This window comes from Azospirillum aestuarii, from assembly GCF_016632405.1.
Classification (GTDB): Bacteria; Pseudomonadota; Alphaproteobacteria; order Azospirillales; family Azospirillaceae; genus Azospirillum; species Azospirillum aestuarii.
This window is the reverse complement of the sequence record NZ_JAEPIV010000001.1, coordinates 247,137-268,580: the sequence shown is the minus strand read 5'-3', so window position 1 is coordinate 268,580 and position 21,444 is coordinate 247,137. Positions and strand designations below refer to the sequence as shown.

17 protein-coding genes are annotated in these 21,444 nt (G+C 65.9%); 16 read left to right on the top strand and 1 reads right to left on the bottom strand.

Features of this window, described 5'->3' with window-relative positions:
- The first annotated feature begins 96 nt into the window (after nucleotides 1-96).
- The 8 genes from JJL56_RS01215 to JJL56_RS01180 all read left to right on the top strand — a co-directional run bounded on the left by JJL56_RS01215 (nucleotide 97) and on the right by JJL56_RS01180 (nucleotide 8,852).
- Nucleotides 97-2,238 carry an ATP-binding protein gene (locus JJL56_RS01215; protein WP_200483876.1) on the top strand — a complete coding sequence of 714 codons (2,142 nt, stop codon included), beginning with the start codon at nucleotides 97-99 and terminating at the stop codon, nucleotides 2,236-2,238.
- A 110-nt stretch (nucleotides 2,239-2,348) separates the two neighbouring features.
- The gene (locus JJL56_RS01210; RefSeq protein ID WP_035676932.1) at nucleotides 2,349-3,047 is read left to right on the top strand and encodes a response regulator; all 699 of its coding nucleotides are present in this window, start codon (nucleotides 2,349-2,351) and stop codon (nucleotides 3,045-3,047) included.
- A gap of 30 nt (nucleotides 3,048-3,077) precedes the next feature.
- A complete protein-coding gene (locus JJL56_RS01205) occupies nucleotides 3,078-4,439 on the top strand; it encodes an ATP-binding protein (protein WP_145623888.1) in 1,362 nt (453 codons plus the stop codon).
- 19 nt (nucleotides 4,440-4,458) lie between these two features.
- Nucleotides 4,459-4,791 (top strand): HNH endonuclease, encoded by a 333-nt coding sequence (locus tag JJL56_RS01200; RefSeq protein WP_200483875.1) that lies wholly within the window; start codon nucleotides 4,459-4,461, stop codon nucleotides 4,789-4,791.
- 103 nt (nucleotides 4,792-4,894) lie between these two features.
- Complete coding sequence (locus tag JJL56_RS01195) at nucleotides 4,895-6,073, top strand: NAD(P)/FAD-dependent oxidoreductase (protein ID WP_200483874.1); 1,179 nt, start codon at nucleotides 4,895-4,897, stop codon at nucleotides 6,071-6,073.
- A 76-nt stretch (nucleotides 6,074-6,149) separates the two neighbouring features.
- Nucleotides 6,150-6,305, top strand: coding sequence for a hypothetical protein (locus JJL56_RS01190; protein ID WP_014197509.1), 156 nt, complete (start codon nucleotides 6,150-6,152; stop codon nucleotides 6,303-6,305).
- Between the two features lie 90 nt (nucleotides 6,306-6,395).
- Nucleotides 6,396-6,647 (top strand): hypothetical protein, encoded by a 252-nt coding sequence (locus tag JJL56_RS01185; protein ID WP_200483873.1) that lies wholly within the window; start codon nucleotides 6,396-6,398, stop codon nucleotides 6,645-6,647.
- A gap of 327 nt (nucleotides 6,648-6,974) precedes the next feature.
- Nucleotides 6,975-8,852: a site-specific integrase gene (locus JJL56_RS01180; RefSeq protein WP_200483872.1), complete on the top strand. Its 1,878-nt coding sequence runs from the start codon at nucleotides 6,975-6,977 to the stop codon at nucleotides 8,850-8,852.
- 1,208 nt (nucleotides 8,853-10,060) lie between these two features.
- On the opposite strand, the gene JJL56_RS01175 is transcribed toward JJL56_RS01180, so the two are convergent.
- Nucleotides 10,061-10,420, bottom strand: coding sequence for a hypothetical protein (locus JJL56_RS01175; protein ID WP_200483871.1), 360 nt, complete (start codon nucleotides 10,418-10,420; stop codon nucleotides 10,061-10,063).
- Between the two features lie 135 nt (nucleotides 10,421-10,555).
- Here JJL56_RS01175 and JJL56_RS01170 point away from each other — a divergent pair, with 135 nt between their 5' ends.
- The 8 genes from JJL56_RS01170 (at nucleotide 10,556) to JJL56_RS01135 (ending at nucleotide 21,345) form a co-directional block, all read left to right on the top strand.
- Nucleotides 10,556-11,488, top strand: coding sequence for a site-specific integrase (locus tag JJL56_RS01170; protein ID WP_200483870.1), 933 nt, complete (start codon nucleotides 10,556-10,558; stop codon nucleotides 11,486-11,488).
- A 48-nt stretch (nucleotides 11,489-11,536) separates the two neighbouring features.
- Nucleotides 11,537-11,923 (top strand): site-specific integrase, encoded by a 387-nt coding sequence (locus tag JJL56_RS01165; protein ID WP_200483869.1) that lies wholly within the window; start codon nucleotides 11,537-11,539, stop codon nucleotides 11,921-11,923.
- 130 nt (nucleotides 11,924-12,053) lie between these two features.
- The gene (gene hsdR, locus JJL56_RS01160; RefSeq protein WP_200483868.1) at nucleotides 12,054-15,563 is read left to right on the top strand and encodes a type I restriction-modification system endonuclease; all 3,510 of its coding nucleotides are present in this window, start codon (nucleotides 12,054-12,056) and stop codon (nucleotides 15,561-15,563) included.
- Nucleotides 15,563-16,105: a hypothetical protein gene (locus tag JJL56_RS01155; RefSeq protein ID WP_200483867.1), complete on the top strand. Its 543-nt coding sequence runs from the start codon at nucleotides 15,563-15,565 to the stop codon at nucleotides 16,103-16,105. Before hsdR ends, JJL56_RS01155 begins: the two co-directional genes overlap by 1 nt.
- A 72-nt stretch (nucleotides 16,106-16,177) precedes the next feature.
- On the top strand, nucleotides 16,178-17,629 hold the full coding sequence (locus JJL56_RS01150) for a class I SAM-dependent DNA methyltransferase (RefSeq protein WP_200483866.1): 1,452 nt from the start codon (nucleotides 16,178-16,180) through the stop codon (nucleotides 17,627-17,629).
- On the top strand, nucleotides 17,626-19,119 hold the full coding sequence (locus tag JJL56_RS01145; protein WP_200483865.1) for a restriction endonuclease subunit S: 1,494 nt from the start codon (nucleotides 17,626-17,628) through the stop codon (nucleotides 19,117-19,119). Before JJL56_RS01150 ends, JJL56_RS01145 begins: the two co-directional genes overlap by 4 nt.
- The gene (locus JJL56_RS01140; RefSeq protein WP_200483864.1) at nucleotides 19,116-20,246 is read left to right on the top strand and encodes a hypothetical protein; all 1,131 of its coding nucleotides are present in this window, start codon (nucleotides 19,116-19,118) and stop codon (nucleotides 20,244-20,246) included. The genes JJL56_RS01145 and JJL56_RS01140 overlap by 4 nt, the downstream gene beginning before the upstream one ends.
- A 16-nt stretch (nucleotides 20,247-20,262) precedes the next feature.
- Nucleotides 20,263-21,345, top strand: a complete 1,083-nt coding sequence (locus JJL56_RS01135) for a restriction endonuclease (RefSeq protein WP_200483863.1) — start codon at nucleotides 20,263-20,265, stop codon at nucleotides 21,343-21,345.
- The last annotated feature ends 99 nt before the right edge of the window (nucleotides 21,346-21,444 follow it).

Sequence of the window (21,444 nt, the reverse complement as noted above, 5' to 3'; positions counted from 1 at the left end):
CCTGCCCTTCGGCAGAGTTGTCCAGGGCTTGTTGCTTAGCCCATAGTTTTGGCAGCCCGATTCTTTTGCCTTAGCTTTCCTGAAGGAGCCGGCGGCATGCAGCGCGCCCATCTCGTGGCCGCTTTCCTGACCTTTGCCGCCCTGTGCGTCGGCGTGTCCGCCCTGTCGGTCTCCCGCGACCGCCACGCCACACTGGAACAGGCCCGCCGCGAATTCACCGCCACGGCTCACCTTCTCGACGAACATGCCAGCCGCGCCATCGAATCGGGGGACGCGCAACTGCGCATGCTGCTGGACGCGCTGGAGCGGTGGGACCGCCGCGACCCCGCGGAAGGGCAGCGCATCCAGGCCGCGATGCGCGCCCGCGCCGAACGCCTGCCGCAGATCGCCGGCGTCTGGGCGCTCGACGCGCGGGGCCGGCTGCTTCTGGACAGCGCGGAACACCCGCCGCCGCCCCGCGATCTGTCGGAGCGGGATTACGCCCAGGCCCATCTCGGCGTCATGCAGGGACCGCCGCCGGGTCTACATGTCGGGTCCCACCTGCCCGGCCCCGGCGTCAGCCAGGGACGCTTCACCATCAGCCGCGCCCTGCGCGACGAGGAGGGAGCCCTGCTGGCGATCGCGGTGGCGGGCATCCAGAACACCTACTTCTCTCAGATGTACGGGGAGGCCGGCTGGGGCGAGGGCGCGCGGCTGGCCCTGTTCACCAGCGGCAGGGAGAAGCTGGCGGAATGGCCGCCGCACAGCGCCGTCGCCCCTCCCTCCGCCGCTTGGCCCCAGCCCTGGGACCCGCCGGACGGCCCGGCGATCGTGGAGGGCGCGCAGATCACCGCGGCGCGGATGCTGACCGGTTTCCCGATCGTGGTGGTGGCGAGCCGCCCGCTGGCCGAGGTGATGGCGCCCTGGCGGGAACGCGCCCTGTGGACCACGGCGATTAGCGGCGGCATCCTGACCGGTGCCTCGGTGCTGTTCGTCTTCGCACTGGCGGGCGCCCGGCGGGAGGAGGCGGTCCGGGCGGAGCTTCTGCGCGCCAACCAGAGTCTGGACGAACGCGTCCGCCAGCGCACGGTGGATCTGGAGAAGGCCCTGCGCAGCGCGGAGATGGCCAGCCTCGCCAAAATGAAGGTCTTGGCGACCGTCAGTCACGACCTGCGCCAACCCCTGCAAGGTCTGGCCGCCTTCCATGAGCTGCTGTTGAAGGAGGCGCCGAACCCGACGCTCCAGCAGCTGGGCGCCATGGCTTCGGCGTCGCTCCAGGCCGGGCAGCGGCTGCTCGACGATCTGCTGACCCTGTCGCGGTTGGAGGCCGGCGTGGTGCCGGTGGAGATCGGCACCTTCCCGCTCGCCCCGCTGCTCGACCAGCTCGTCGCCGAACTGCGGGCGGAGGCCGAGGGCAAGGGCTTGCGGCTGACCGTGATTCCCACCGCCGCCTGGGTGCGCAGCGATCCCGCGCGGCTTCAGCCGATTCTGCGCAACCTGCTGTCCAACGCCGTCAAATACACGGCGCGCGGCGGCGTGGTCGTCGGGGCGCGGCCTCGTGGCGACAGCCTGCGGGTGGAGATCTGGGACAGCGGCCAGGGCATCGCCAGCGCCGAGCTGGGCACGATCTGGGAGGAGTTCTACCAGATCGGCAACCCCGCCCGCGACGGGTCGCGCGGCGCCGGTCTCGGCCTGTCCATCGTGGAACACACCGCCCGCCTGCTCGGCCACCCGCTGGATGTCCGGTCGCGGGTCGGGCGCGGCTCCGTCTTCGCGGTAACCCTGCCCCGCGCGCGCCCCCCTGCCGTCCCGGCGCCGGCGGTGGTGGCGCCGGCCGCGTCGACGACGGAGCGGGCATCACCCAGGCGCCTGTCGGGACGGCGGGTGCTGGTGGTCGAGGACGACCCGCTGCAACGCAGCTCCCTGACCCTGCTGCTGGAGCAGGCCGGGGCCGGTGTGATGGCGGCGGACAGCTTCGATTCCGCCCTCGCCGCCGCCCAGGCCACGCTTCAGGCTCCCTCGGCAATCCTCAGCGACTACCGTTTGCCCGGCGGCACCGATGGGCTGAGCGGCATCCAGACCCTTCGCGGGGTGCTGGGACGGGACGTTCCGGCCATCCTGCTGACCGGAGAGTTGTCCGCCGACCTCGTGCGCGCCGCCAAGGACGCGGGCTGCCTCGTTCTGACCAAACCCGCTGCGCCCAACCGCATCCTGTCCACCCTGGCGGACTTGACCGCGGGCGCCGATGCGACGGCCTGATGGGAACCCGATGCGCGGCCTGATGCCCGGTCTGATGCCCGGCCTGATGCATGATCTGGCCGGCGCCGCTTCCCTTGGTGCGGCGCGCGGGGTTGCGCTACAGTCGCGCCATGACCGAAGAAGACCAGCCCCACATCCTGGTCGTCGATGACGACACCCGCCTGCGCGAGTTGCTGCGCAAGTATCTCGCCGGCAACGGCTTCCTGGTGGCCACCGCGAAGGACGCCGCGGAGGCGCGGGCGAAGCTGGCCGGGCTCGCCTTCGACCTGCTGGTCCTCGACATCATGATGCCGGGCGAGACCGGCCTGGAGCTGACCGAATCGCTGCGGCGGGAGCGCGACCTGCCCATCCTGCTGCTGACCGCGCGGGGCGAGCCGGACGACCGCATCGCCGGGCTGGAGGCCGGGGCCGACGACTACCTCGCCAAGCCCTTCAACCCGCGCGAGCTGCTGCTGCGCATCAACTCGATTCTGCGCCGCCAGGCCAGCCGACCGGCGGACCCGGTGCCGCCGCAGCCGGTGAAGCTCGGCCCGATGATCTATCTGCCCGACCGCGACGAGCTGCGGGCGGGCGAGGAGGTGGTCCGGCTGACCACGGCGGAGGCCGGGCTGCTGCGCGTGCTCGCCGCCTCCCCCGGCACCATCTTCTCGCGCGAGGAGTTGACGGAGCGCAGCAAGGTCGCCGGCAACGCCCGCACCATCGATGTGCAGGTGACCCGCCTGCGCCGCAAGATCGAGCCCGACCCGCGGGAGCCGCGCTACCTCCACACGGTGCGCGGCGAGGGCTATGTTTTGAGGCCGGACCCGTAACGGGACCGCTGGAAAGCCAGGACCAGGACCATGACCACCGACACCGCCGCCGCACCGATGCCGATGCCGCGCCGCGAGCAGACGGGGCTGCTGAAGCGGTTCCTGCCCCGGACGCTGTTCGGCCGCTCGCTGCTGATCATCGTGACACCGGTCATCCTGGCCCAGGCGGTGGCGACCTGGATCTTCTACGACCGGCACTGGGACACCATGACGAACCGGCTGGCCTTCGCGGTGGCCGGCGACATCGCCATGGTCATCGGCATGCTGGAGCACGACCCGACCCCGGAGGGGCGCAACTGGACGCTGGCCGCCACCGCGCGCAGCACCGACCTGATCGTGACGCTGGAGCCGGGCAGCACCCTGCCCGACCACCCGCCGAAGCTGCGCGGCATGCTGGAGAACACGCTCAGCAAGGCGCTGCACGAGCGGGTGCGGCGGCCCTTCGCCATCAACACCCGCATCACCCGCGAATGGTACGAGATCCGCGTGCAGATGCCGGACGGCGTGCTGTCGGTGATGTCGCCGGAACGCCGCCTGTTCAGCCCGACCAGCTACATCTTCATCCTGTGGATGGTCGGTTCGGCCCTGGTGCTGTTCACCGTCGCCATCATCTTCATGCGCAACCAGATCCGCCCCATCAAGCGGCTGGCCGCCGCCGCGGACGCGCTGGGCAAGGGGCGCGACGTGCGCAACTTCAAGCCGGAGGGGGCGACCGAGGTGCGGCAGGCCGCTGTCGCCTTCCTGCGCATGCGCGAGCGCATCCACCGCCAGATCACCCAGCGGACGGAGATGCTGGCCGGCGTCAGCCACGACCTGCGCACGCCGCTGACCCGCATGAAGCTGGCGCTGGACATGATCGGCGACGGGCCGGAGGTCGAGGAGCTTCTGACCGACGTCACCGAGATGGAGACGATGATCGAGGGCTATCTGGCTTTCGCCCGCGGCGAGGGGACGGAGGCCGTCCAGCCGACCGACCTGACCCGCATCCTCAACGAGGTGGTCTCCGGCGTCCGCCGCGAGGGGGCGGAGGTGGCCCTGGCGGCGCCGGACGGGCTCACCCTGCCGCTGCGCCCCAACGCGACCCGCCGCTGCCTCGCCAACCTGCTGTCCAACGCGCGGCGCCATGGCGACCGCATCTGGGTGCGGGCGGAGCGCGAGCACGGCTTCATCGACATCCTGGTGGACGACGACGGGCCGGGAATCCCGCAGGTTTCCCGCGACGACGTGTTCAAACCCTTCTTCCGGCTGGACAGCTCCCGCAACCAAGCGACCGGCGGGGCCGGGCTGGGGCTGACCATCGCCCGCGACGTCGCCCGCAGCCACGGCGGCGACATCACGCTCAGCGACAGCCCCTACGGCGGCCTGCGCGTGCTGATCCGACTGCCGGTGTGAATTGCCGAAGGATGCCGTCATGCCGGTCAGCCCCGACGAGTACCGCCTCATGGACGTGTTGCAAGGCGGGCGCTGCTTTTATTGCGGGGAGCCGGTGGGGGCCAAGGCAACCTTCGACCATCTGATCCCGCTGGCCTATGGCGGCCTCGACGCGGCGCCGAACGTCGTGCTGGCGCACCGCCGCTGCAACCAGCGCAAGTCCGACCGCCTGCCGACACCGGAGGAAATCGACCGCTTCGTCACCCAGCGCCGCCGCAGCCGGTTGGGCGTCTGGCCGCCCCTGCTGGCGCTGCGGGACGCCGAACCGGGCGACGAGTGGATGACCGTTTCCCGCGCCATCGCCGGGCTGTGAGCGCCGGACGGTGAGCGCCGGCCCTCCTGAGCCCTCTTGACGGCGGCCCCGCCTTCTGGCCCGATCACCGGAACGATAAACAAGGTTAATTCGGGAGCGTTCGATGGCGGATCGGTACGACGTCGTGATCGTCGGCGGTGGTGTGATGGGCTGCGCGGTCGCCTATTTCCTGGCGAACGACCCCGGCTTCGGCGGCAGCGTGGCGGTGGTGGAGCGGGACCCGACCTACCAGCGCGCCTCCTCCGCCCTGTCGGCCAGCTCGATCCGGCAGCAGTTCTCGACCCCGGCGAACATCGCCCTGTCGCAGTTCGGCCTGTCCTTCATCCGCAACGCGACGCAGCATCTGTCCGTGGACGGCGACCCGGTGGATCTGGGCCTGCGCGAGCCGGGCTATCTCTATCTGGCGACCGGGGCCGGGGCGGACATCCTGCGCCGGAACAACGCCATCCAGCTCTCCTGCGGGGCCGACGTGGCCCTGCTGTCGCCGGAGGACCTGACCGCCCGCTTCCCCTGGCTGTCCGTGGAGGGAATCGCGCTCGGCTCGCTGGGCCTGTCCGGGGAGGGCTGGTTCGACGGCTACAGCCTGATGCAGGCCTTCCGCCGCAAGGCCAAGGCGCTGGGCGTCGCCATGATCGCCGGGGAGGTCGCGGGAATCGACACCGCCGACGGCAAGGTCACAGCGGTGCGTCTGGCCGATGGCCGGCAGTTGTCCTGCGGAGTGGCGGTCAACGCCGCCGGGCCGCAGGCCCGCCGCGTCGCCACCATGGCCGGGGTGGACCTGCCGGTGTCGGCGCGCAAGCGCTGCGTTTTCGTGTTCGATTGCCGCGAGGAGCTTCCCGGCTGCCCGCTGGTCATCGACCCGTCCGGCGTGTGGTTCCGGCCCGAGGGCAAGCAGTTCATCTGCGGCGCCCCGCCGCCCGCCGAGCGCGATCCGGACACTGACGACCTGACGGTGGAACACGACCTGTTCGAGGAGATGATGTGGCCGGCGCTGGCCGAACGCGTCCCCGCCTTCGAGGCGATCAAGGTCACGAACGCCTGGGCCGGCTTCTACGAATACAACGAGATCGACCAGAACGCCGTCATCGGGCCGCATCCGGAGCTTCGCAACTTCCTGTTCTGCAACGGCTTCAGCGGCCATGGCCTGCAACAGGCACCGGGCGCCGGGCGCGGGCTGGCGGAGTTGATCGCGACCGGCGCCTACCGCAGCCTGAACCTGTCGGCCTTCGCCTACGACCGTCTGGCGGAGAACCGCCCCCTGCTGGAGACCAATGTGATCTGAGACGTGATCCGAGGGAACGGGCGCAAGCCTGGCCGGTTGATGGGGTGACTTTTTGAATGGATCATGAGGCCCCGCTATGAAGCAGCCCCACACCGAAGAGACCGTCAAGCACACCGACGACCAGCAGAACACCGGCAACCACAAGAAGCCGGACGCCCCCGACGCCAAGGGCGCCGACCGCTTCGGCGGCACCCGCAAAGGTGCGGAGAATGTGGAGCCGACCAAGGACTGATGGCAGCCTGAAGGGCTTGCACCGGTGGGGGCGGACGTGCCACATCCCCTGGCGCGTCCATCTCCACTCCGCAGGCCGGGAGCCTCTCCCATGGCTCACGCCATGTTCAAACGCTACAAGATCCTCTTCACCCGCCCTTTGCCCGGCCTGCGTCCGGGCCGGCCCGAGCGCGACGCCATGGTGGAGCGGGTCAAGCGCTTCGCCAGCCAGAACGGCATGGCCGGCGACCTGCATGCGATATCACCGAACGCCGGCTTCGGTATTCTGGAAATCCAGTGCACGGACAAGCTGGCCCGCCGCCTGAGCGATCTGTCGGAGGTCGAGTCCGTGCTGGAAGCGTAGACGCCAACCCACCGGATTCCCACGATTTGCAGCCGCCTGGAATTGGCGGAGCACTGTCCCGGGTGCATTCCGACCGACACCGGCGCACACAACGGTTTCTCCTGGGTTGCAGCCCCAGGAAACCGCCAAATCAGCCAGCTAAGTATTTGATTTGAAAGGAATGGCGGAGGGGATGGGACCCTCTGCCAGATTCACCTTAAGGCATTGTTCTGAAATGATGTTTCTTCAGCCGCAATGCCCGATGCCCGAATCTGGTACACAATGCCGGTCACAATCTCGCTATCTTTGGGCGAGTGAACCCGGCCACCAGATCCGGGACGCCCCGTCATGCGCACCCCTCATGTCGCACTCATTCGCGGCCTCTACCATTTCCGCATCCGCATCCCAAGCTGCCTGTGCAAGCGCTTCGGCCGGGTGGAGCTCAAGCGTAGCCTAGCCACCACCGACCGAGCCGCCGCTCAGCGGCGCGGTCTCCGATTGAGCCAAGCCGCCCTGGCGTTGTTCGACGCGGTGCGGCGGGATGCCCAACTCGAGAGCGGAGCGATCGCGACGATGGTGCGCGCGTTCTTCGCACTGCCTTTGGATGCCCCGGACACCACTTTCATCGCCGCCGGCCGCAACGCCGTCGGCGACGGGGCCTCGGCCGAGCCGTCGGACCACATCGCCTCGCCACCCCTCCCCCACCCTGCGATCGCCGGCGACACGTGGCGCGACGTCCTCGACACGCTCGACGACTCGCTCGCCGGCGGCGCGCGTCCGCTGACCCTTCTCCGCGACCTGCTGCGCGTCGAGATCGAAGCGGCGCTCCGCGCCATCGGATGTGCCCCGACGGAGTTTCGCGGCCAATCCGACGTCCTCGGAGAGCGGGGGCTGGCGGGCTTCGCTCCGGAGGCCGGCCGACCTCAGCCGGCGCCGTCGTGCGGCGTTCCTCCCGCCGGCCTCGGCCCGAAGGCCTGGCAGGATGTCGCGGCGCTCGCCGAGGCCGTGATCACCGAGAAGCGGCTGCCCGCCAAGATGGCTGAGAAGTACCGCTCCGCGGCGCGCGCCTTCATCGACGTGATCGGCTCCAAGCCGGTTTGGCTCTGCACCGAGGACGATGTCCTTAACTTCAAGGACACCCTTCTCGACGCTCCGGCCCGCTTCAACACCCAGCACAAGTTCGCGTCCATCCGCGAAGCCGCCGCCGACAACCGGCAGCGCCGTGACGCGCGCGCGGCCGACGCTCGCCAACCGAAGCCCCTGCCGACGCTGTCGACCAAGACCATCAACGCCAATTACCTGTCGCCGCTGCGCCAAATCTTCGCCTACGCCGCCGCCAACAGAGCTACCCCCAGCAAGATCAACGCAGCCGCGACCGTGCGGGCCTTGGGGGTTGGCGGCGAGTCCAAGCGGCACAAGGTCGACAAGCGCCTGCCCTTCGCGCACGACGACCTGCGGACCCTGTTCAACTCACCGCTGTTCGTCGGCGCCCTGTCGCCGAAGCGACTCCATGGCGCGGGCACCCACCTCGAGGCCGGCTGGCGGTTCTGGCTGCCGCTCGGCATGTACCTGATGGGGCTGCGCCCCAACGAGATGGGGCAAGCCGAGGTCGGCGACGTCGTCGTCGAACTCGGATGGCCGTGCCTGCGGGTCACCCCCGACGCCGCGGACGAAGACGGTGAGAAAGACCGGAGCGACGTGAAGAAGCGCGTAAAGACAGTCGCGGGCGAGCGCACCCTGCCGATCCACCCGGAGTTACTGCGCCTGGGGTTCCTCGACCTGGTGGAAGCGCAGCGGTCGAGGGGAGCTTCCCGGATCCTTGGCGACTGGCGTCCGGGCTGCGACGGCACCTACTCCATGACGTCGTCGAAGGTGTTCAACCGCGTCGGCGGCTACCTGGACCGGATCGGCATCAAGTCGCAACGCCACGCGCTGTATTCTCTGCGCCACAACTACAAAAATACCCTGCGGCGCAGCGGCGTTTTCCCGGACCAGCAGAATCTGCTGATGGGCCATGAGGATGCTTCGGTGGCGGCGATCTACGGCTCGCGCGAACTCTCCGCCGGGCTGATCCAAGCGGTCATCGACCTCGATCTCGACGGCATCACGCTGGACCACATCCCGGCCCGTTTCTCGGGCCCTACCCGGACCTTTCGCGTGCGGGCGAGGACGGTGACGATCGGCGGCACGGTGTCCATCACCAAGGCCTTATCGTCCTCAGGCTGAAGCGCAGACCGTTCCCGCAATCGGCGCCGGCTCGGTGACGACGCACGCCACCGTCCTCAGGACGGAGCCGATTGCGGTTCGTCGACCCTTTTTAGGACCCGTCGCGACGGAGGCCGCACCGTCGCGACGGCTGGCCCTCCCCGTCCCCGTTACCGGAACTGGGGGCCCGTCGGCACGCATGACGGAAACTCGCCACGAAGGACGCGACGCCTCCGCCGACACAGAAGCATGCCGATTGGCAGTTCATCGGGGATGCCAGTGCGCCTGCCTGGAGGCCGCGAAAGCGAGGATTCTCGCGGGTTGCGGCGACAATTGCCCACACCCGCTTATCGGCTACGCCGAAAATGGCGAAATTTTGTCACAGACGTCAGCACACTCCAGAAACTCTTTTTTCAGAATCGATCGAATAACGTTTTCGATCTATCAGAACACATGGAGTCGAGGAATTGCCGATGAAAGTTCTCTTCACCCACCGTCTTCAATACGGGACTTCGGATCGTCTGTCAACACTTCTCCCCGTATTGGGGACGGGAGCGAGGACGGGCGCGGACCCGGACAAGACACCGTCCCCGGGACGGTGATTACCGTCGCGGGGACGATTGACTACCGTCCCCGCGACGGAGCGGCAAGACCTCTAGACCACCAGGAGAGAGCGAATGGAAGGACCGAGAACCGGGGTGAGGGTTGCGACGGCCGAGCCCGCAAATCCGTCGCGAGGACGGGATCGCCCCGTCCCCACCGTTGCGGCGACCCTCGCGGGGACGACTGCGGCAACGGCTTTCTCCAACGACGCTGGCTCGGAGGACGCGTCCGTTCCGGCGCAATCGAAATGTCAGGCCGGCCGGCCCGAACCCACCTCGACGAAGACGGCGGCCGTCATCGCGCTTCTCGAACCTCGAGGCGCTCCCCGCCTCGCGTATGCCCATTCGTCGGCGCGCGTCGTGAGGCACAGCCCATGCGTGCCAGGCGGCATCAGTGAACGGATCGACCACCTCCGGAAAGCTGTAGACCACGCCCCAATGCTCGGACTGTGGCCGCCCTCTGGACGCCCCGTCAGGACGGTGGTCGGCTTGGGAAACACCGCCCGTTGGCTGCGACCGACCTTGGCCGCCTTTGGAAGCGGCGGGGTATCCGGTTCCCGCAGCCAAGAAACGAGCGCGCATCGCGCGCCGAAATAGAACAGACGGCTCGCGACGGCATCGATGGTGTCACAGGCGCACATAGAGGAGATGGCCCGCGCGCACTACGCGCGGAAGTCCAAGGAGGACTTGGAAAGACGGCTTGCCTATGGCCGCGCCTACAGCGTTGACGATGTCACCACCTTCCCCTTCGACAACGCCGCCCGTCTGGATCGGACCTGCCGCCAGCTCGCCCTTGCCGACCATCGAGACGTTCAACCTGTCGCCAAACATCTCCTCGCCGTCCTCGGAGAGTCCGTCGAGGAAGGATCGCTTCTGCTCGACATCATTTGCTTGCACCTGCTCCGCGCCGAAGTCGAGGCCGCCCGGCGTGCCGTCGAGCGCGACCAAGCGATGTTCTGGGGTCCGCCCCACGATCCGTTGTTCCACGGTGTCTGTCCATTCCCCATTGCGGTGGCCACGCCGGATGCGGCAGCACCCATTGCCCACTCGTTCGCGGCACTGCCTGCGAATTCTCAGTTGGTGGCCGCAGCACCCCCCGCTGCCGCGCCTGTGGCGCCACCAATGCGTGCACTCGCTTCATCGTCCCCTGCCACGGCGACGGCTGACGCGACTCCTTCGCGCCCCGCTGGGCTCGGCTACAAGGCTGATCTTGATGTTGCTGCGATCACCGAATTGGTACTCCTGGAGAAAAAAGACATCGGCACGAAAATGGCTAAAAAATATCGTGCCGCTGAACATGCTTTCACGGAGGTGATCGGCCGCATGCCCATTTGGAGTGTTACTGACAACGATATAATAACATTTAAAGATACGTTGCTCGACACTCCGCTCAGGCACAACACTCAGCACGCCTACGCCTCGATTCCCGAAGCTGTTGCGGCCAACGAAGAGCGCAGGGCTGCATGGGCGGCGGCTCGCTCTGGTGGCAAAACGCCAGATCCCAGCGTGCCAAAGCCGGTCCGAACCATATCGGCCAAAACCATCAACTCCAATTATCTTTCTCCACTCCGTCAAATATTCGAATACGCTTCTCGCAATAAGGCGACTCCTGGAAAAGTCAACGTCGTCAACGGAATCACCGTGATGAACAGCGGTGGCAAAAAGCCGCGCAAAGACGAGCTGCGACTGCCCTTTGAGAGAACCGCTCTAGAACGCCTGTTCTCGTCACCACTATTCAGCGGAGCCAAGTCGTCGCACCGGTTGTCGCTCCAGGGAACGCACCTCGAGTCGGGCTGGAAATTTTGGCTACCGCTGGTCATGTATTTGATGGGAGTGCGGCCCAACGAACTCGGCCAAGCTGAGGTCGCTGATGTGTTCCTTCGGCACGGTTGGCCCATCCTGAAAATCACCACAGACCTGTCGGATGACGAGGATGAGTCGCCCCAGGAGAAAAGTGTAAAAACTCCGGCGGGCAAACGCCTTCTGCCTATTCACCCGGAACTGCTCCGCCTGGGCTTCTTCGATTTGGTCGAGGCGCGCCGTGCTGAAGGCTAAAAGCGCCTGTTTCCCGATTGGCGATGCGGCTGTGATGACACCTATTCAATGACTTCATCCAAAGTCTTCAACCGGCGCGGCGGCTATCTTGAAGGTGTTGGAATTAAGTCCAAATTCCACGTGCTGTATTCGCTGCGCCACGACTACCAGGACACTTTGCGGCGCAGCTGGGTTTTCCCCGAACATCAGAACTATCTCATGGGGCATGCGATCGTAAACTCTTACGGCAAGATCGAAGTGAACATTCCGCTGATCGAAGCGGTGATCGCGCTGGATTTTAACGGAGTGACGCTCTCCCACATCCAGCCGCGTATCACCGTCAAGCCCCGCACCTTCCAAGTGGGCGCGCGGACGGTGGTGATCGAGGGCTTTGAAGCGGCACCACCGGATCGCCGGCGAACCCGCGCAGGTGAGATCGCCTGCTGTGTTCGATAGAGCATGGGCGGCATGACCAGATCACCCCATGACTTTCGCTAAGGACGCTCACCCCCAACCATCACGCGATTGATTCAGGTGACACCGCAGCCCGCCGCGTGTAAAACATTCTACCAGCGGGAGAATTCTTGTGGCGCGTTCGTCCAATTTCGGGTTCCTGGCACGGCATGATGTCCAGATCGAACGGCTGGGCGCCCTGGCCGAGCGCTTCTTCGCCGAGGACGCGAACACCTCTATCATCAAGATCGGGCAGTTCGCCGAACTCCTGGCGCAGTTGACGGCAGCCAAGCTCGGGATGTGGACCTCCCCAGAGGAAAAGCAGGCCGACCTGCTGCGCCGCCTGCGCGATCGCGGCGTGCTGACCCGCGAGGTCGGCGACCTCTTCCACTTCCTCCGCAAAGCCCGGAACGACGCCGCGCACGATCTCGACGGCGATCATCGGATGGCGCTGTCCTGCCTGAAGAACGCTCGGACGCTGGGGATCTGGTTCCACCGGACCGTCACCGGCGACCGCACCTTTGCGCCCAGCCCGTTCGTCCTTCCTCCGGACCCGCGCGCCGAGGGCGCTGCACTGAAGGCCGAACTGGAGCGACTGCGAGGAGAACTCGCCGAGCGGCAGTCGGCGCACGAGCGCTTGGCGGCCGAGGCGCAAGCGGCGGCCCAGGCCGAGGCCGACCGCCGCCTGTCCGCCGAGGAGCGCGCCGCCCGCGCCGAGGCCGAGCGCCAGTCCTGGGAGCGGCTCGCCCAGGAGGCCGACGCCGACCGCGCGCGACTCGAGGCCGAGCTCACCGCCGCTCAGGCCCAGGCGGCGAGCGAGCCGGCGGAGGCCATCCAGGACCGCGTCGAGGTGGCCTACGCCATCGGCCAGGGCATCGACCTCGACGAGCGCGAGACCCGCCGCCTGATCGACGCCCAGCTTCGCGACGCTGGCTGGGAGGCCGACAGCGAGGTGCTCACCCACGCGGCCGGCGCCCGCCCGCAGAAGGGGCGCAACCTGGCTATCGCCGAGTGGCCCACCGCCGACGGCGTGGCCGACTACGCGCTGTTCGCCGGCTTGACCATCGTCGGCATGGTCGAGGCCAAGCGCGCCAACGCCAACGTGTCGGAGTTCATCAACCGGGCAGAGCGCTACAGCCGCGGCTACGTCCCGCGCGGAGACGAGCAGCCGCCGGTGGAGGGGCCTTGGGGCGACCTGCGCGTCCCCTTCCTGTTCTCGACGAACGGCCGCCCCTTCCTGCGCCAGTTCGAGGCGCTGTCGGGCATCTGGTTCCGCGACGGCCGTCACCCGCAGAACCTCGCCAAGGCGCTGGACGGCTGGTACACCCCCGCCGGCCTCCTCGAGGCGCTGCGCAACGACCCGCGCGCTGCCGACGCGCGGCTGTCGCGCGACCCGTTCGCCTTCAACTTCCCCCTCCGCGACTACCAGCAGCGCGCCATCCGCGCCGTCGAGGAGGCGATCTCCGCCGGCCGGCGCGAGATCCTGGTCGCGATGGCGACCGGCACCGGCAAGACCAAGACCTGCATCGCGCTGGTCTACCGCCTGCTGAAGGCGCAACGGTTCCGCCGCATCCTGTTCCTGGTCGACCGGACCGCGCTAGGCGAGCAGGCCGGCAACGCGTTCAAGGAAACGCGGATGGAGCATCATCAGGTCTTCGCCGACATCTTCGCGGTGAAGGAACTGGGCGACATCCTGCCCGACCCTGAGACGAAGCTGCACATCGCGACCGTCCAGGCGCTGGTCAAGCGCGTCCTCTACGGCGAGGAGCCGCCGGCGATCGACCAGTACGACTGCATCGTCGTCGACGAGTGCCATCGCGGCTACCTGCTCGACCGCGAGATGGGCGACGAGGAGCTGAGCTTCCGCAGCCAGGATGATTACGTCTCCAAGTACCGCCGCGTGCTCGACCGCTTCGACGCGGTGAAGGTCGGGCTGACCGCGACGCCGGCCCTGCACACCGTGGAGATCTTCGGCGAACCCGTCGTCCGCTACACCTACCAGGAGGCGGTGATCGACGGCTGGCTGGTGGACCACGAGCCGCCCATCCGCGCCCACACCGCGCTCAGCCAGGAAGGCATCCACTGGGACGCCGGGGAGCGGGTGGACGTCCTCGACACCCGGACCGGACAGCTCGACCTCATCCATCTGGACGACGAGGTCCGGTTCGACGTGCAGGACTTCAATCGCAGGGTCCTGACACCGGACTTCAACCGGGTCATCGCCGAATGGCTCGCCGGCCACATCGACCCCGGCCTTTCGGGGAAGACACTGGTGTTCTGCGCCACCGACCTGCACGCCGACATGGTGGTCGGCGCCTTGCGCGCCGCCTTCGCCGCCCGCTACGGCGCCGTGGAGAACGACACGGTCGCCAAGATCACCGGGCGGTCGGACGACCCGATGCGCCAGATCCGCCGCTTCAAGAACGAGTCTCTGCCCAAGGTCGCGGTCACCGTGGACCTGCTGACCACCGGCATCGACGTGCCGGAGATCGTCAACCTCGTCTTCATCCGCCGGGTCAACAGCCGCATCCTGTACGAGCAGATGATCGGCCGCGGCACCCGCCTGTGCGAGGACCTGTTCGGTTCCGGCCAGCACAAGACCGCCTTCCGCATCTTCGACGCGGTCGGCCTCTATGCCGCGATGCAGGACCTGACGGAGATGCGGCCGGTCGTCGCCAACCCCAACATTACCTTCGCTACGCTGATGGAGGAACTGGCCGAAGCCACCGCCACGCCCCTTCCACCCCCCGCCCCGGCGCTGCCGCCGACCGGCTTCGCCGAGGAAGAACAGGCGCCGTTCGAGGGGCCGCCTGCAGCCCCGGAGGTCGCCGAGCGTAGGGCCCGCCAGGCGCGCTGGCTGGTCGGCCAGATCGTCGCCAAGCTGCACCGCAAGCGCCGCCGCCTGTCGGAAGCCGGGGAGCGGCGGTTCCGCGAGCTGGCCGGTACCGACCCCGACAGCTTCATCCGACGCGTGAAGGACGCGCCGCCAGAGGAAGCGGCCCGCACCCTCCTCGAGCACCGCGCCCTGATGGAGCTGCTGGATACCCGCGTCGCCGACGACCCCATCCATGTGCCGCTCTACGGCGGGGCCGACGAGTTCCGGCACGAGGAGACCGGCTACGGCCCGAACATCACCCGGCCCGAGGACTACCTCGCCAGCTTCCGCCGCTATCTGGCGGAGAACCTGAACCAAGTCCCGGCGCTCAACGCCGTCGCCAACCGCCCCCGAGACCTGACCCGCGCCCAGCTTCGCGAGGTCCGCCTGCTGCTGGAACGGGACGGCTTCGGCGAGGCCGAACTGCGCGCCGCCTTCCGCGACGCGACGAACGCCGACATCGCCGCCTCGGTCATCGGCTACATCCGTCAGGCCGCGCTGGGCGACCCGCTGGTTCCCTATGATGAGCGGGTGGACCGGGCAATGCGCCGGGTGCTATCCAGCCAGTCCTGGACGAAGGCGCAACGCGACTGGCTCGAGCGGATCGGGCGGCAGATGAAGAAGGAAGTCATCGTCGACCGCGAGGTCCTGGATCAAGGCGAGTTCCGCCAGCAAGGCGGGGGTTTCGCGCGGCTGGACCGCGTGTTCGACGGGCGCTTGGATGAAATCCTTTATGAAATAAACGATCTAGCCTGGAGAGCTTCGTAATGACGTCTACGCATAGCAGCACAAACTTAGTCGACGATGTCGCCGAAGCTCGTAAAAAAATCATATCGATGAAAGAAAAATACGACAACGCTTCAAATGCATCTTTTTTCTGTATATCATATTTATCATTATCACTTACGATAATATCGGCATTTTTGATATTTACCCAGGATATAATATTTGGAGATCAGTCCAGTCTCATCGGCATGACAATCGCAGTATGCGGATTTATTGCAGCATTCATTTCCTACGGGACAAAGACAAAGTCCTTTGAGGATAAAGCGCGAGATTTATATTGGTATGATAGAGATTTATTTGAACTAGAACAAGGAATAATTCTCGGAAGGATCGCTAATCCTGATGCGGCTTTTTCCGAATTAAATTCAAAATATTACGATTGTCATAGCATGCTCAGCGGTGGATACCGTTTAACGGCATATATTTGGGGGGTTCGCTTTTCTGGATTTTATTTTATTATGTGTACTGTTTTCATAGTGTTAGGGATTATGATAAGGAAGGGTGTCATCCCACCAATCTTCTGAATTGTGAGAAATTCCTCGATGCCAAGCACTGCGCGCAAATTCTCTGAATATTATCAACCAGAATAGCTATCCATGACCGCGACCACCGATATCGTCTCCAAGCTCTGGGGGCTGTGCCACATCCTGCGGGATGACGGCATCACCTATCACCAGTACGTCACGGAACTGACCTACCTGATCTTCCTGAAGATGGCGGCGGAGACGGGGGCGGAGGAGCAGTTGCCGGACGGCTACCGCTGGACCGACGTCAGCCGGCGTCAGGGGCTGGAACAGCTCACCTTCTACAAGGAGATGCTAATCCACCTGGGCACCTACGGGTCGTCGCAGGTGCAGGCGATCTTCCAGAACGCGCAGACCAGCCTGCGCCAGCCGCGCATCCTCAAGGCGCTGGTCGAGGCGATCGACGGGCTGGACTGGTACTCGGCGCGGGAAGAGGGCCTCGGCAACATGTACGAGGGGCTGCTCGAGCGCAACGCGACGGAGAAGAAGTCGGGCGCCGGCCAGTACTTCACGCCGCGCCCGCTGATCGACAGCATGGTCGCGCTGATGCAGCCGAAGGCCGGCGAGTACGTGCAGGACCCCGCGGCAGGCACCGGCGGCTTCCTCATCGCCGCCGACCGCTGGGTCAAGGCCCAGACCAACAACCTGTGGGACCTGACGGAGTCCGAGCAGTACTTCCAGCGCCACACCGCTTTCTGCGGGATGGAGCTGGTGCCGGACGCCCACCGGCTGGGGCTGATGAACCTGATGCTGCACGACGTCACCGGCGACCTCCAGCTCGGCGACGCGCTGTCGGAGCAGGGGACGCGGCTGCCGAAGGCGCACGTCATCCTGACCAACCCGCCCTTCGGGACGAAGAAGGGCGGCGGCCTGCCGAGTCGCGACGACTTCACCTACCCCACCTCCAACAAGCAGTTGGCCTTCCTCCAGCACATCTACCGGGGCCTGCGGCCCGGCGGGCGGGCGGCGGTGGTCCTGCCCGACAACGTGCTGTTCGAGGACAACGCCGGCCGTGATATCCGCCGCGACCTGATGGACAAGTGCGACCTGCACACCATCCTCCGCCTGCCGACCGGCATCTTCTACAGCCAGGGCGTCAAGACCAACGTCCTGTTCTTCACGCGCGGCCAGACCGACCGGGGCAACACCGGGGAGGTCTGGATCTACGACCTGCGCTCCAACATGCCGCAGTTCGGCAAGACCCGCCCCCTGACCCGCGACCACTTCGCCGCGTTTGAGGCCGCCTACGGCGCCGACCCGCTGGGCAAGGCGCCGCGCATGGACGAGGGCGAGCAGGGCCGCTTCCGCCGCTTCACCCGCGAACAGATCGCCACGCGCAACGACAACCTGGACATCGCGTGGCTGCGTGACGACAGCGCCGAGACGGAACTACCCGAACCGGACGTGATCGCCGCCGAGATCATGGACGCGCTGCGCACCGCGCTGGAGGAGATGGAGGCGCTGTCCGACCTTCTGGGAACGGACGAGACAGCGGGCGACGCCGTGGTGGAGGCCACGGTATGAGTGGACGAGATTTGCCGGCGGGGTGGGCACAAACAACACTTGAGAACCTGATCAATCCCGAGCGTCCTCTCTGTTACGGAGTCATTCAGCCCGGCGATGAGGTCACTGAGGGAAACACCCTTATCAGAGTCTGTGATCTTGTTAATGGCTCGGTCGACGTTGGACACCTTCGCCGCATATCTCATGAAGTTGATCAGCAATATCAAAGATCCCGCGTGGAAGAAGGGGATGTTCTTGTAAGTATAGTAGGGACAATCGGCCGCACCTCAGTTGTTCCTAGTGAACTGAGAGGAAGCAATATCGCGCGCGCTCTGGCAAAATTGTCACCTAACGGTGCGGTAACTGGTGCGTGGCTTGCGTATTGGCTCACAGCTCCTGAAATGCAAGATTGGTTGGTTCGGGAGTCTCGCGAGGTCGCGCGTAAGACCCTAAACCTTGGTGAATTGGCTCAAGCGCCAGTTCCGCTCGCCCCGCCCCCCGAACAGCACCGCATCGTCGAGAAGATCAAAGCGCTGACGGCCCGGTCGCGCCGGGCGCGGGAGGCGCTGGACTCGCTGCCGGCGCTGATCGACCGCTACCGCCAATCCGTCCTCGCCGCCGCCTTCCGCGGCGACCTGACGGCAGACTGGCGGGAGCGACAAGATACAGGCGGACCGATATCTGTATCCGAACTCGCGGCCATGCGTCGGCACCTTTGGGAAGCCGTCGCCGCGAACCGGCAGTCGGCCCGCCAAGCACGCTATCCCAATCCGGACGAGGTCGCCGAGGAAGCATTTGGACTGCCGGCGGACTGGCGGTGGGTAACCGTCGATGAATTGTGCCCTGTTGTGCAGTACGGAACTTCGGCCAAGACGTCAGAGGCCGGCGGGGTCACGGTCTTGCGCATGGGCAACATCCAATCCGGCCGGCTCAACTTCGACAGCCTAAAGTACCTTCCTACCGATCACGACGAGTTCCCAGAACTGCTTCTTGATCGTGGTGACGTGCTGTTCAATCGGACCAACAGCCCAGAACTGGTGGGGAAGAGCGCCGTCTTTGACGAATATTCCTCGCCATGCTCGTTCGCGTCGTACCTTATTCGCCTGAAGGTCGCAGGGCTGGATCCGCGACTGCTTGCCGCCTACATCAACTCGCCTTTCGGCCGGTCCTGGGCACGCGGGGCGGTAAGCCAGCAGGTGGGACAAGCCAACATCAACGGCAGCAAGCTCAAGGCGCTCGCCGTGCCTCTTCCTCCAGCGGCCGAGCAGAAAGAAATCTTCCGTCGCGTGGCCGCGTATGAAGCAGCCGTTCTGAACCTTCTCGAACAGCACGACACAGCCAACTCCCGCCTCGCCACCCTCGACCAATCCATCCTCGCCAAAGCGTTCCGGGGCGAACTAGTGCCGCAGGACCCGAACGACGAGCCGGCCTCCGTCCTTCTTGAGCGCATCCGCGCCGAGCGCGCGGCGGGCGCCGTGCCCCGGCGGGGTCGGCGGAGCAAGGGCGCATGACGGAGATTCCCAGCCAGACTCCGGGGAACCCATTCTCATCCTTCCCGCCCGGTTCCGCCAAGACCAAGGAGGTGGCGGAGTGGCTTGCCAACATCGCCAAGATTTCAACGGTGATGTCCGCAATTCTCGGCGGCCCGATCATCTGGCTCTACCTGATCAGTGCCGGCGCCGCTTTCCCCACACCGGATGCGTCGCTGGCGGTTCTTCTGCTCGCATTCTCTGTCATGTTGACCGGCATATTCTCGATTCTGCTGATTTCATTGCTGATTCCAATCCTGGTCCGGCTTGGCGCTGTCGAGGCGGTCCGAGTTCGCTTTCCCTTGCTGTTCAGGGAAACGCCACCGATTGGTTTGGATATTCCGAAATTTTTGCTGGAATACGTGCTACTTCATTTGCCGTCATTATCATTCATCCTTTCCATATTATTTGTCTTTAATCCTGGCAAGGAAGAAGAAAAGATCATCCCGCTTATCGCTTTTATCGTCGGATTGGCTTTATCGATCACGGCAGAAGTATACAAAAAGCTGAGACGACGCGCAAAACTAAATGAAGAATTTTCCAGCGTCTTTTGGTTTCGCCTTCTAATCAATTTATCGTTCTGTGGATGGTTTTTATACTTCACATCTCTTGTGATCTTTCCCGCGACGCGGTTGATTCCGCAGAATATCGGAATCGGCGAGACGCTGGCATCCCTTATGGTCACGGTGGGCGTGATCGTGCCTCACATGTTCTTGTCCTGGGGGCGACCGACCGCAAGAAGAGTGGCCATTGGCGCTGGATTTGGCGTGCTGGCCCTCAGCTTCGCCTATCCGGGAATCCCCTCCCTTGCATCGTCGGCGCTGAATGTGCTGGGGTTCGGCGGAGGGGTGCCGGTCACATTGACGGTCAAGCGTCTGGAGGCGGACCAGACCACGGCAATTGGGCGACAGGTGTCCGGTTGCCTGATCCTAAAAACCGGCAGCACGGTCACCATTCGGGAGCAAAGGAAAAATGCCGATGACTGCGGGCTGCACCCCCGTTTCCTGGAGCCATTCCAATTCGCTCCCCGCTTTCAGGACGTCATCGAATTCCAGCGGGCTGACGTAACCGAAATCGGCGCCTATCGCCCGACCTCCGCAATCCCTTGAGCCAAAACCGACCGGAATGACCATACCCCCAAAGACCTGGATGGTCCGCGCCGGCAAGCGCGGAGCGCTGATCGACCGCTTCCGCAATGCCAGCCGGGTGGCGATCGGCTGGGCGGAACTCGGTTCGCTGGCCGCGGTCGCGGACCGGCCGGCGATGGTTGCCTTGGTGCGGGCGCAGTGGCCGGACTGGAACGCCTACGAGGTTGGGAACAACGCCGGCCAGCTTCACCGCTTCCGGTCGGAAATCCAGGCCAGCGACCGGGTGATCTCCTACGACCCGGAAGGCCGCGTCTACCATGTCGGCGCGGTCGGCGGCGGCTACGCCTTCGAGCCGGCCTTCGACCCCGACTACCCGAACGTCCGACCGGTGGCCTGGATCGGCACGGTGCCGCGCGATGCGCTGAGCGTGGCGGCCAAGAACTCGCTGGGCTCGGTCACCACCGTGTTCCAGGTGCCCGCCGACACGGCGGCGGAGCTCGATGCGCTGCTCGCCGCTCCAGAAGACCGAGCGACCGTGGACCTCGCCGCGTCGGTCCATGCACGAGGCGACGCGGGCGGGGACCTCGCCGTCGGGCCGGCGCCCTCCGCCACCCTGGTCGACTCCGCCGCGGAGGCCGCCGCCGAGCAGGAACTGTTCGAGGATCTGGAAGCCAAGGCTCTGGAGTTCATAAAGGACCGGCTGGCGAAGCTGAGCGCCCGCGACATGGAGCTGTTCGTCGCCGGGCTGCTGCGAGCCATGGGCTACAAGACGCGTGTGTCGCCGGTCGGCCCCGACCGCGGCCGTGACATCTTCGCCTCGCCGGATGGGCTGGGGCTCGAGGACCCCCGCATCTTCGTGGAGGTGAAGCACCGCAGCGGCGCCATCGGCGCGCCGACGGTCCGGTCCTTCCTCGGAGGCCGGCGGCCGGGCGACCGCTGCCTCTACGTGTCGACCGGCGGCTTCGCCCGCGACGCGAAGTACGAGGCCGATCGCGCGGCCGTTCCGCTGTCGCTGCTCGACCTCGACGACCTCGTGGCGCTCGCGCTCGAGCACTACGACACGCTGGACGTCGAGGCGAAGCGGCTTCTGGCGCTAAAGCGGCTCTACTGGCCGGCATAGGACGGCGCCGACTCAACGATCGGTCGCATCCCGAAAAGCGCGTGTGGTAAGCTTTGGCTTCGCGCCAAAGAAGCGACAAACACGATATTTCATACCGGG

Coding starts and splice junctions, on each gene's coding strand:
- JJL56_RS01145 (WP_200483865.1), top strand. CDS start 17,626: ATGAGTGGACGAGATTTGCCGGCGGGGTGGGCACAAACAACACTTGAG.
- JJL56_RS01165 (WP_200483869.1), top strand. CDS start 11,537: ATGACTTCATCCAAAGTCTTCAACCGGCGCGGCGGCTATCTTGAAGGT.
- JJL56_RS01185 (WP_200483873.1), top strand. CDS start 6,396: ATGGCTCACGCCATGTTCAAACGCTACAAGATCCTCTTCACCCGCCCT.
- JJL56_RS01170 (WP_200483870.1), top strand. CDS start 10,556: ATGCGTGCACTCGCTTCATCGTCCCCTGCCACGGCGACGGCTGACGCG.
- JJL56_RS01215 (WP_200483876.1), top strand. CDS start 97: ATGCAGCGCGCCCATCTCGTGGCCGCTTTCCTGACCTTTGCCGCCCTG.
- JJL56_RS01195 (WP_200483874.1), top strand. CDS start 4,895: ATGGCGGATCGGTACGACGTCGTGATCGTCGGCGGTGGTGTGATGGGC.
- JJL56_RS01155 (WP_200483867.1), top strand. CDS start 15,563: ATGACGTCTACGCATAGCAGCACAAACTTAGTCGACGATGTCGCCGAA.
- JJL56_RS01150 (WP_200483866.1), top strand. CDS start 16,178: ATGACCGCGACCACCGATATCGTCTCCAAGCTCTGGGGGCTGTGCCAC.
- JJL56_RS01205 (WP_145623888.1), top strand. CDS start 3,078: ATGACCACCGACACCGCCGCCGCACCGATGCCGATGCCGCGCCGCGAG.
- JJL56_RS01190 (WP_014197509.1), top strand. CDS start 6,150: ATGAAGCAGCCCCACACCGAAGAGACCGTCAAGCACACCGACGACCAG.
- JJL56_RS01135 (WP_200483863.1), top strand. CDS start 20,263: ATGACCATACCCCCAAAGACCTGGATGGTCCGCGCCGGCAAGCGCGGA.
- JJL56_RS01210 (WP_035676932.1), top strand. CDS start 2,349: ATGACCGAAGAAGACCAGCCCCACATCCTGGTCGTCGATGACGACACC.
- JJL56_RS01140 (WP_200483864.1), top strand. CDS start 19,116: ATGACGGAGATTCCCAGCCAGACTCCGGGGAACCCATTCTCATCCTTC.
- JJL56_RS01200 (WP_200483875.1), top strand. CDS start 4,459: ATGCCGGTCAGCCCCGACGAGTACCGCCTCATGGACGTGTTGCAAGGC.
- JJL56_RS01180 (WP_200483872.1), top strand. CDS start 6,975: ATGCGCACCCCTCATGTCGCACTCATTCGCGGCCTCTACCATTTCCGC.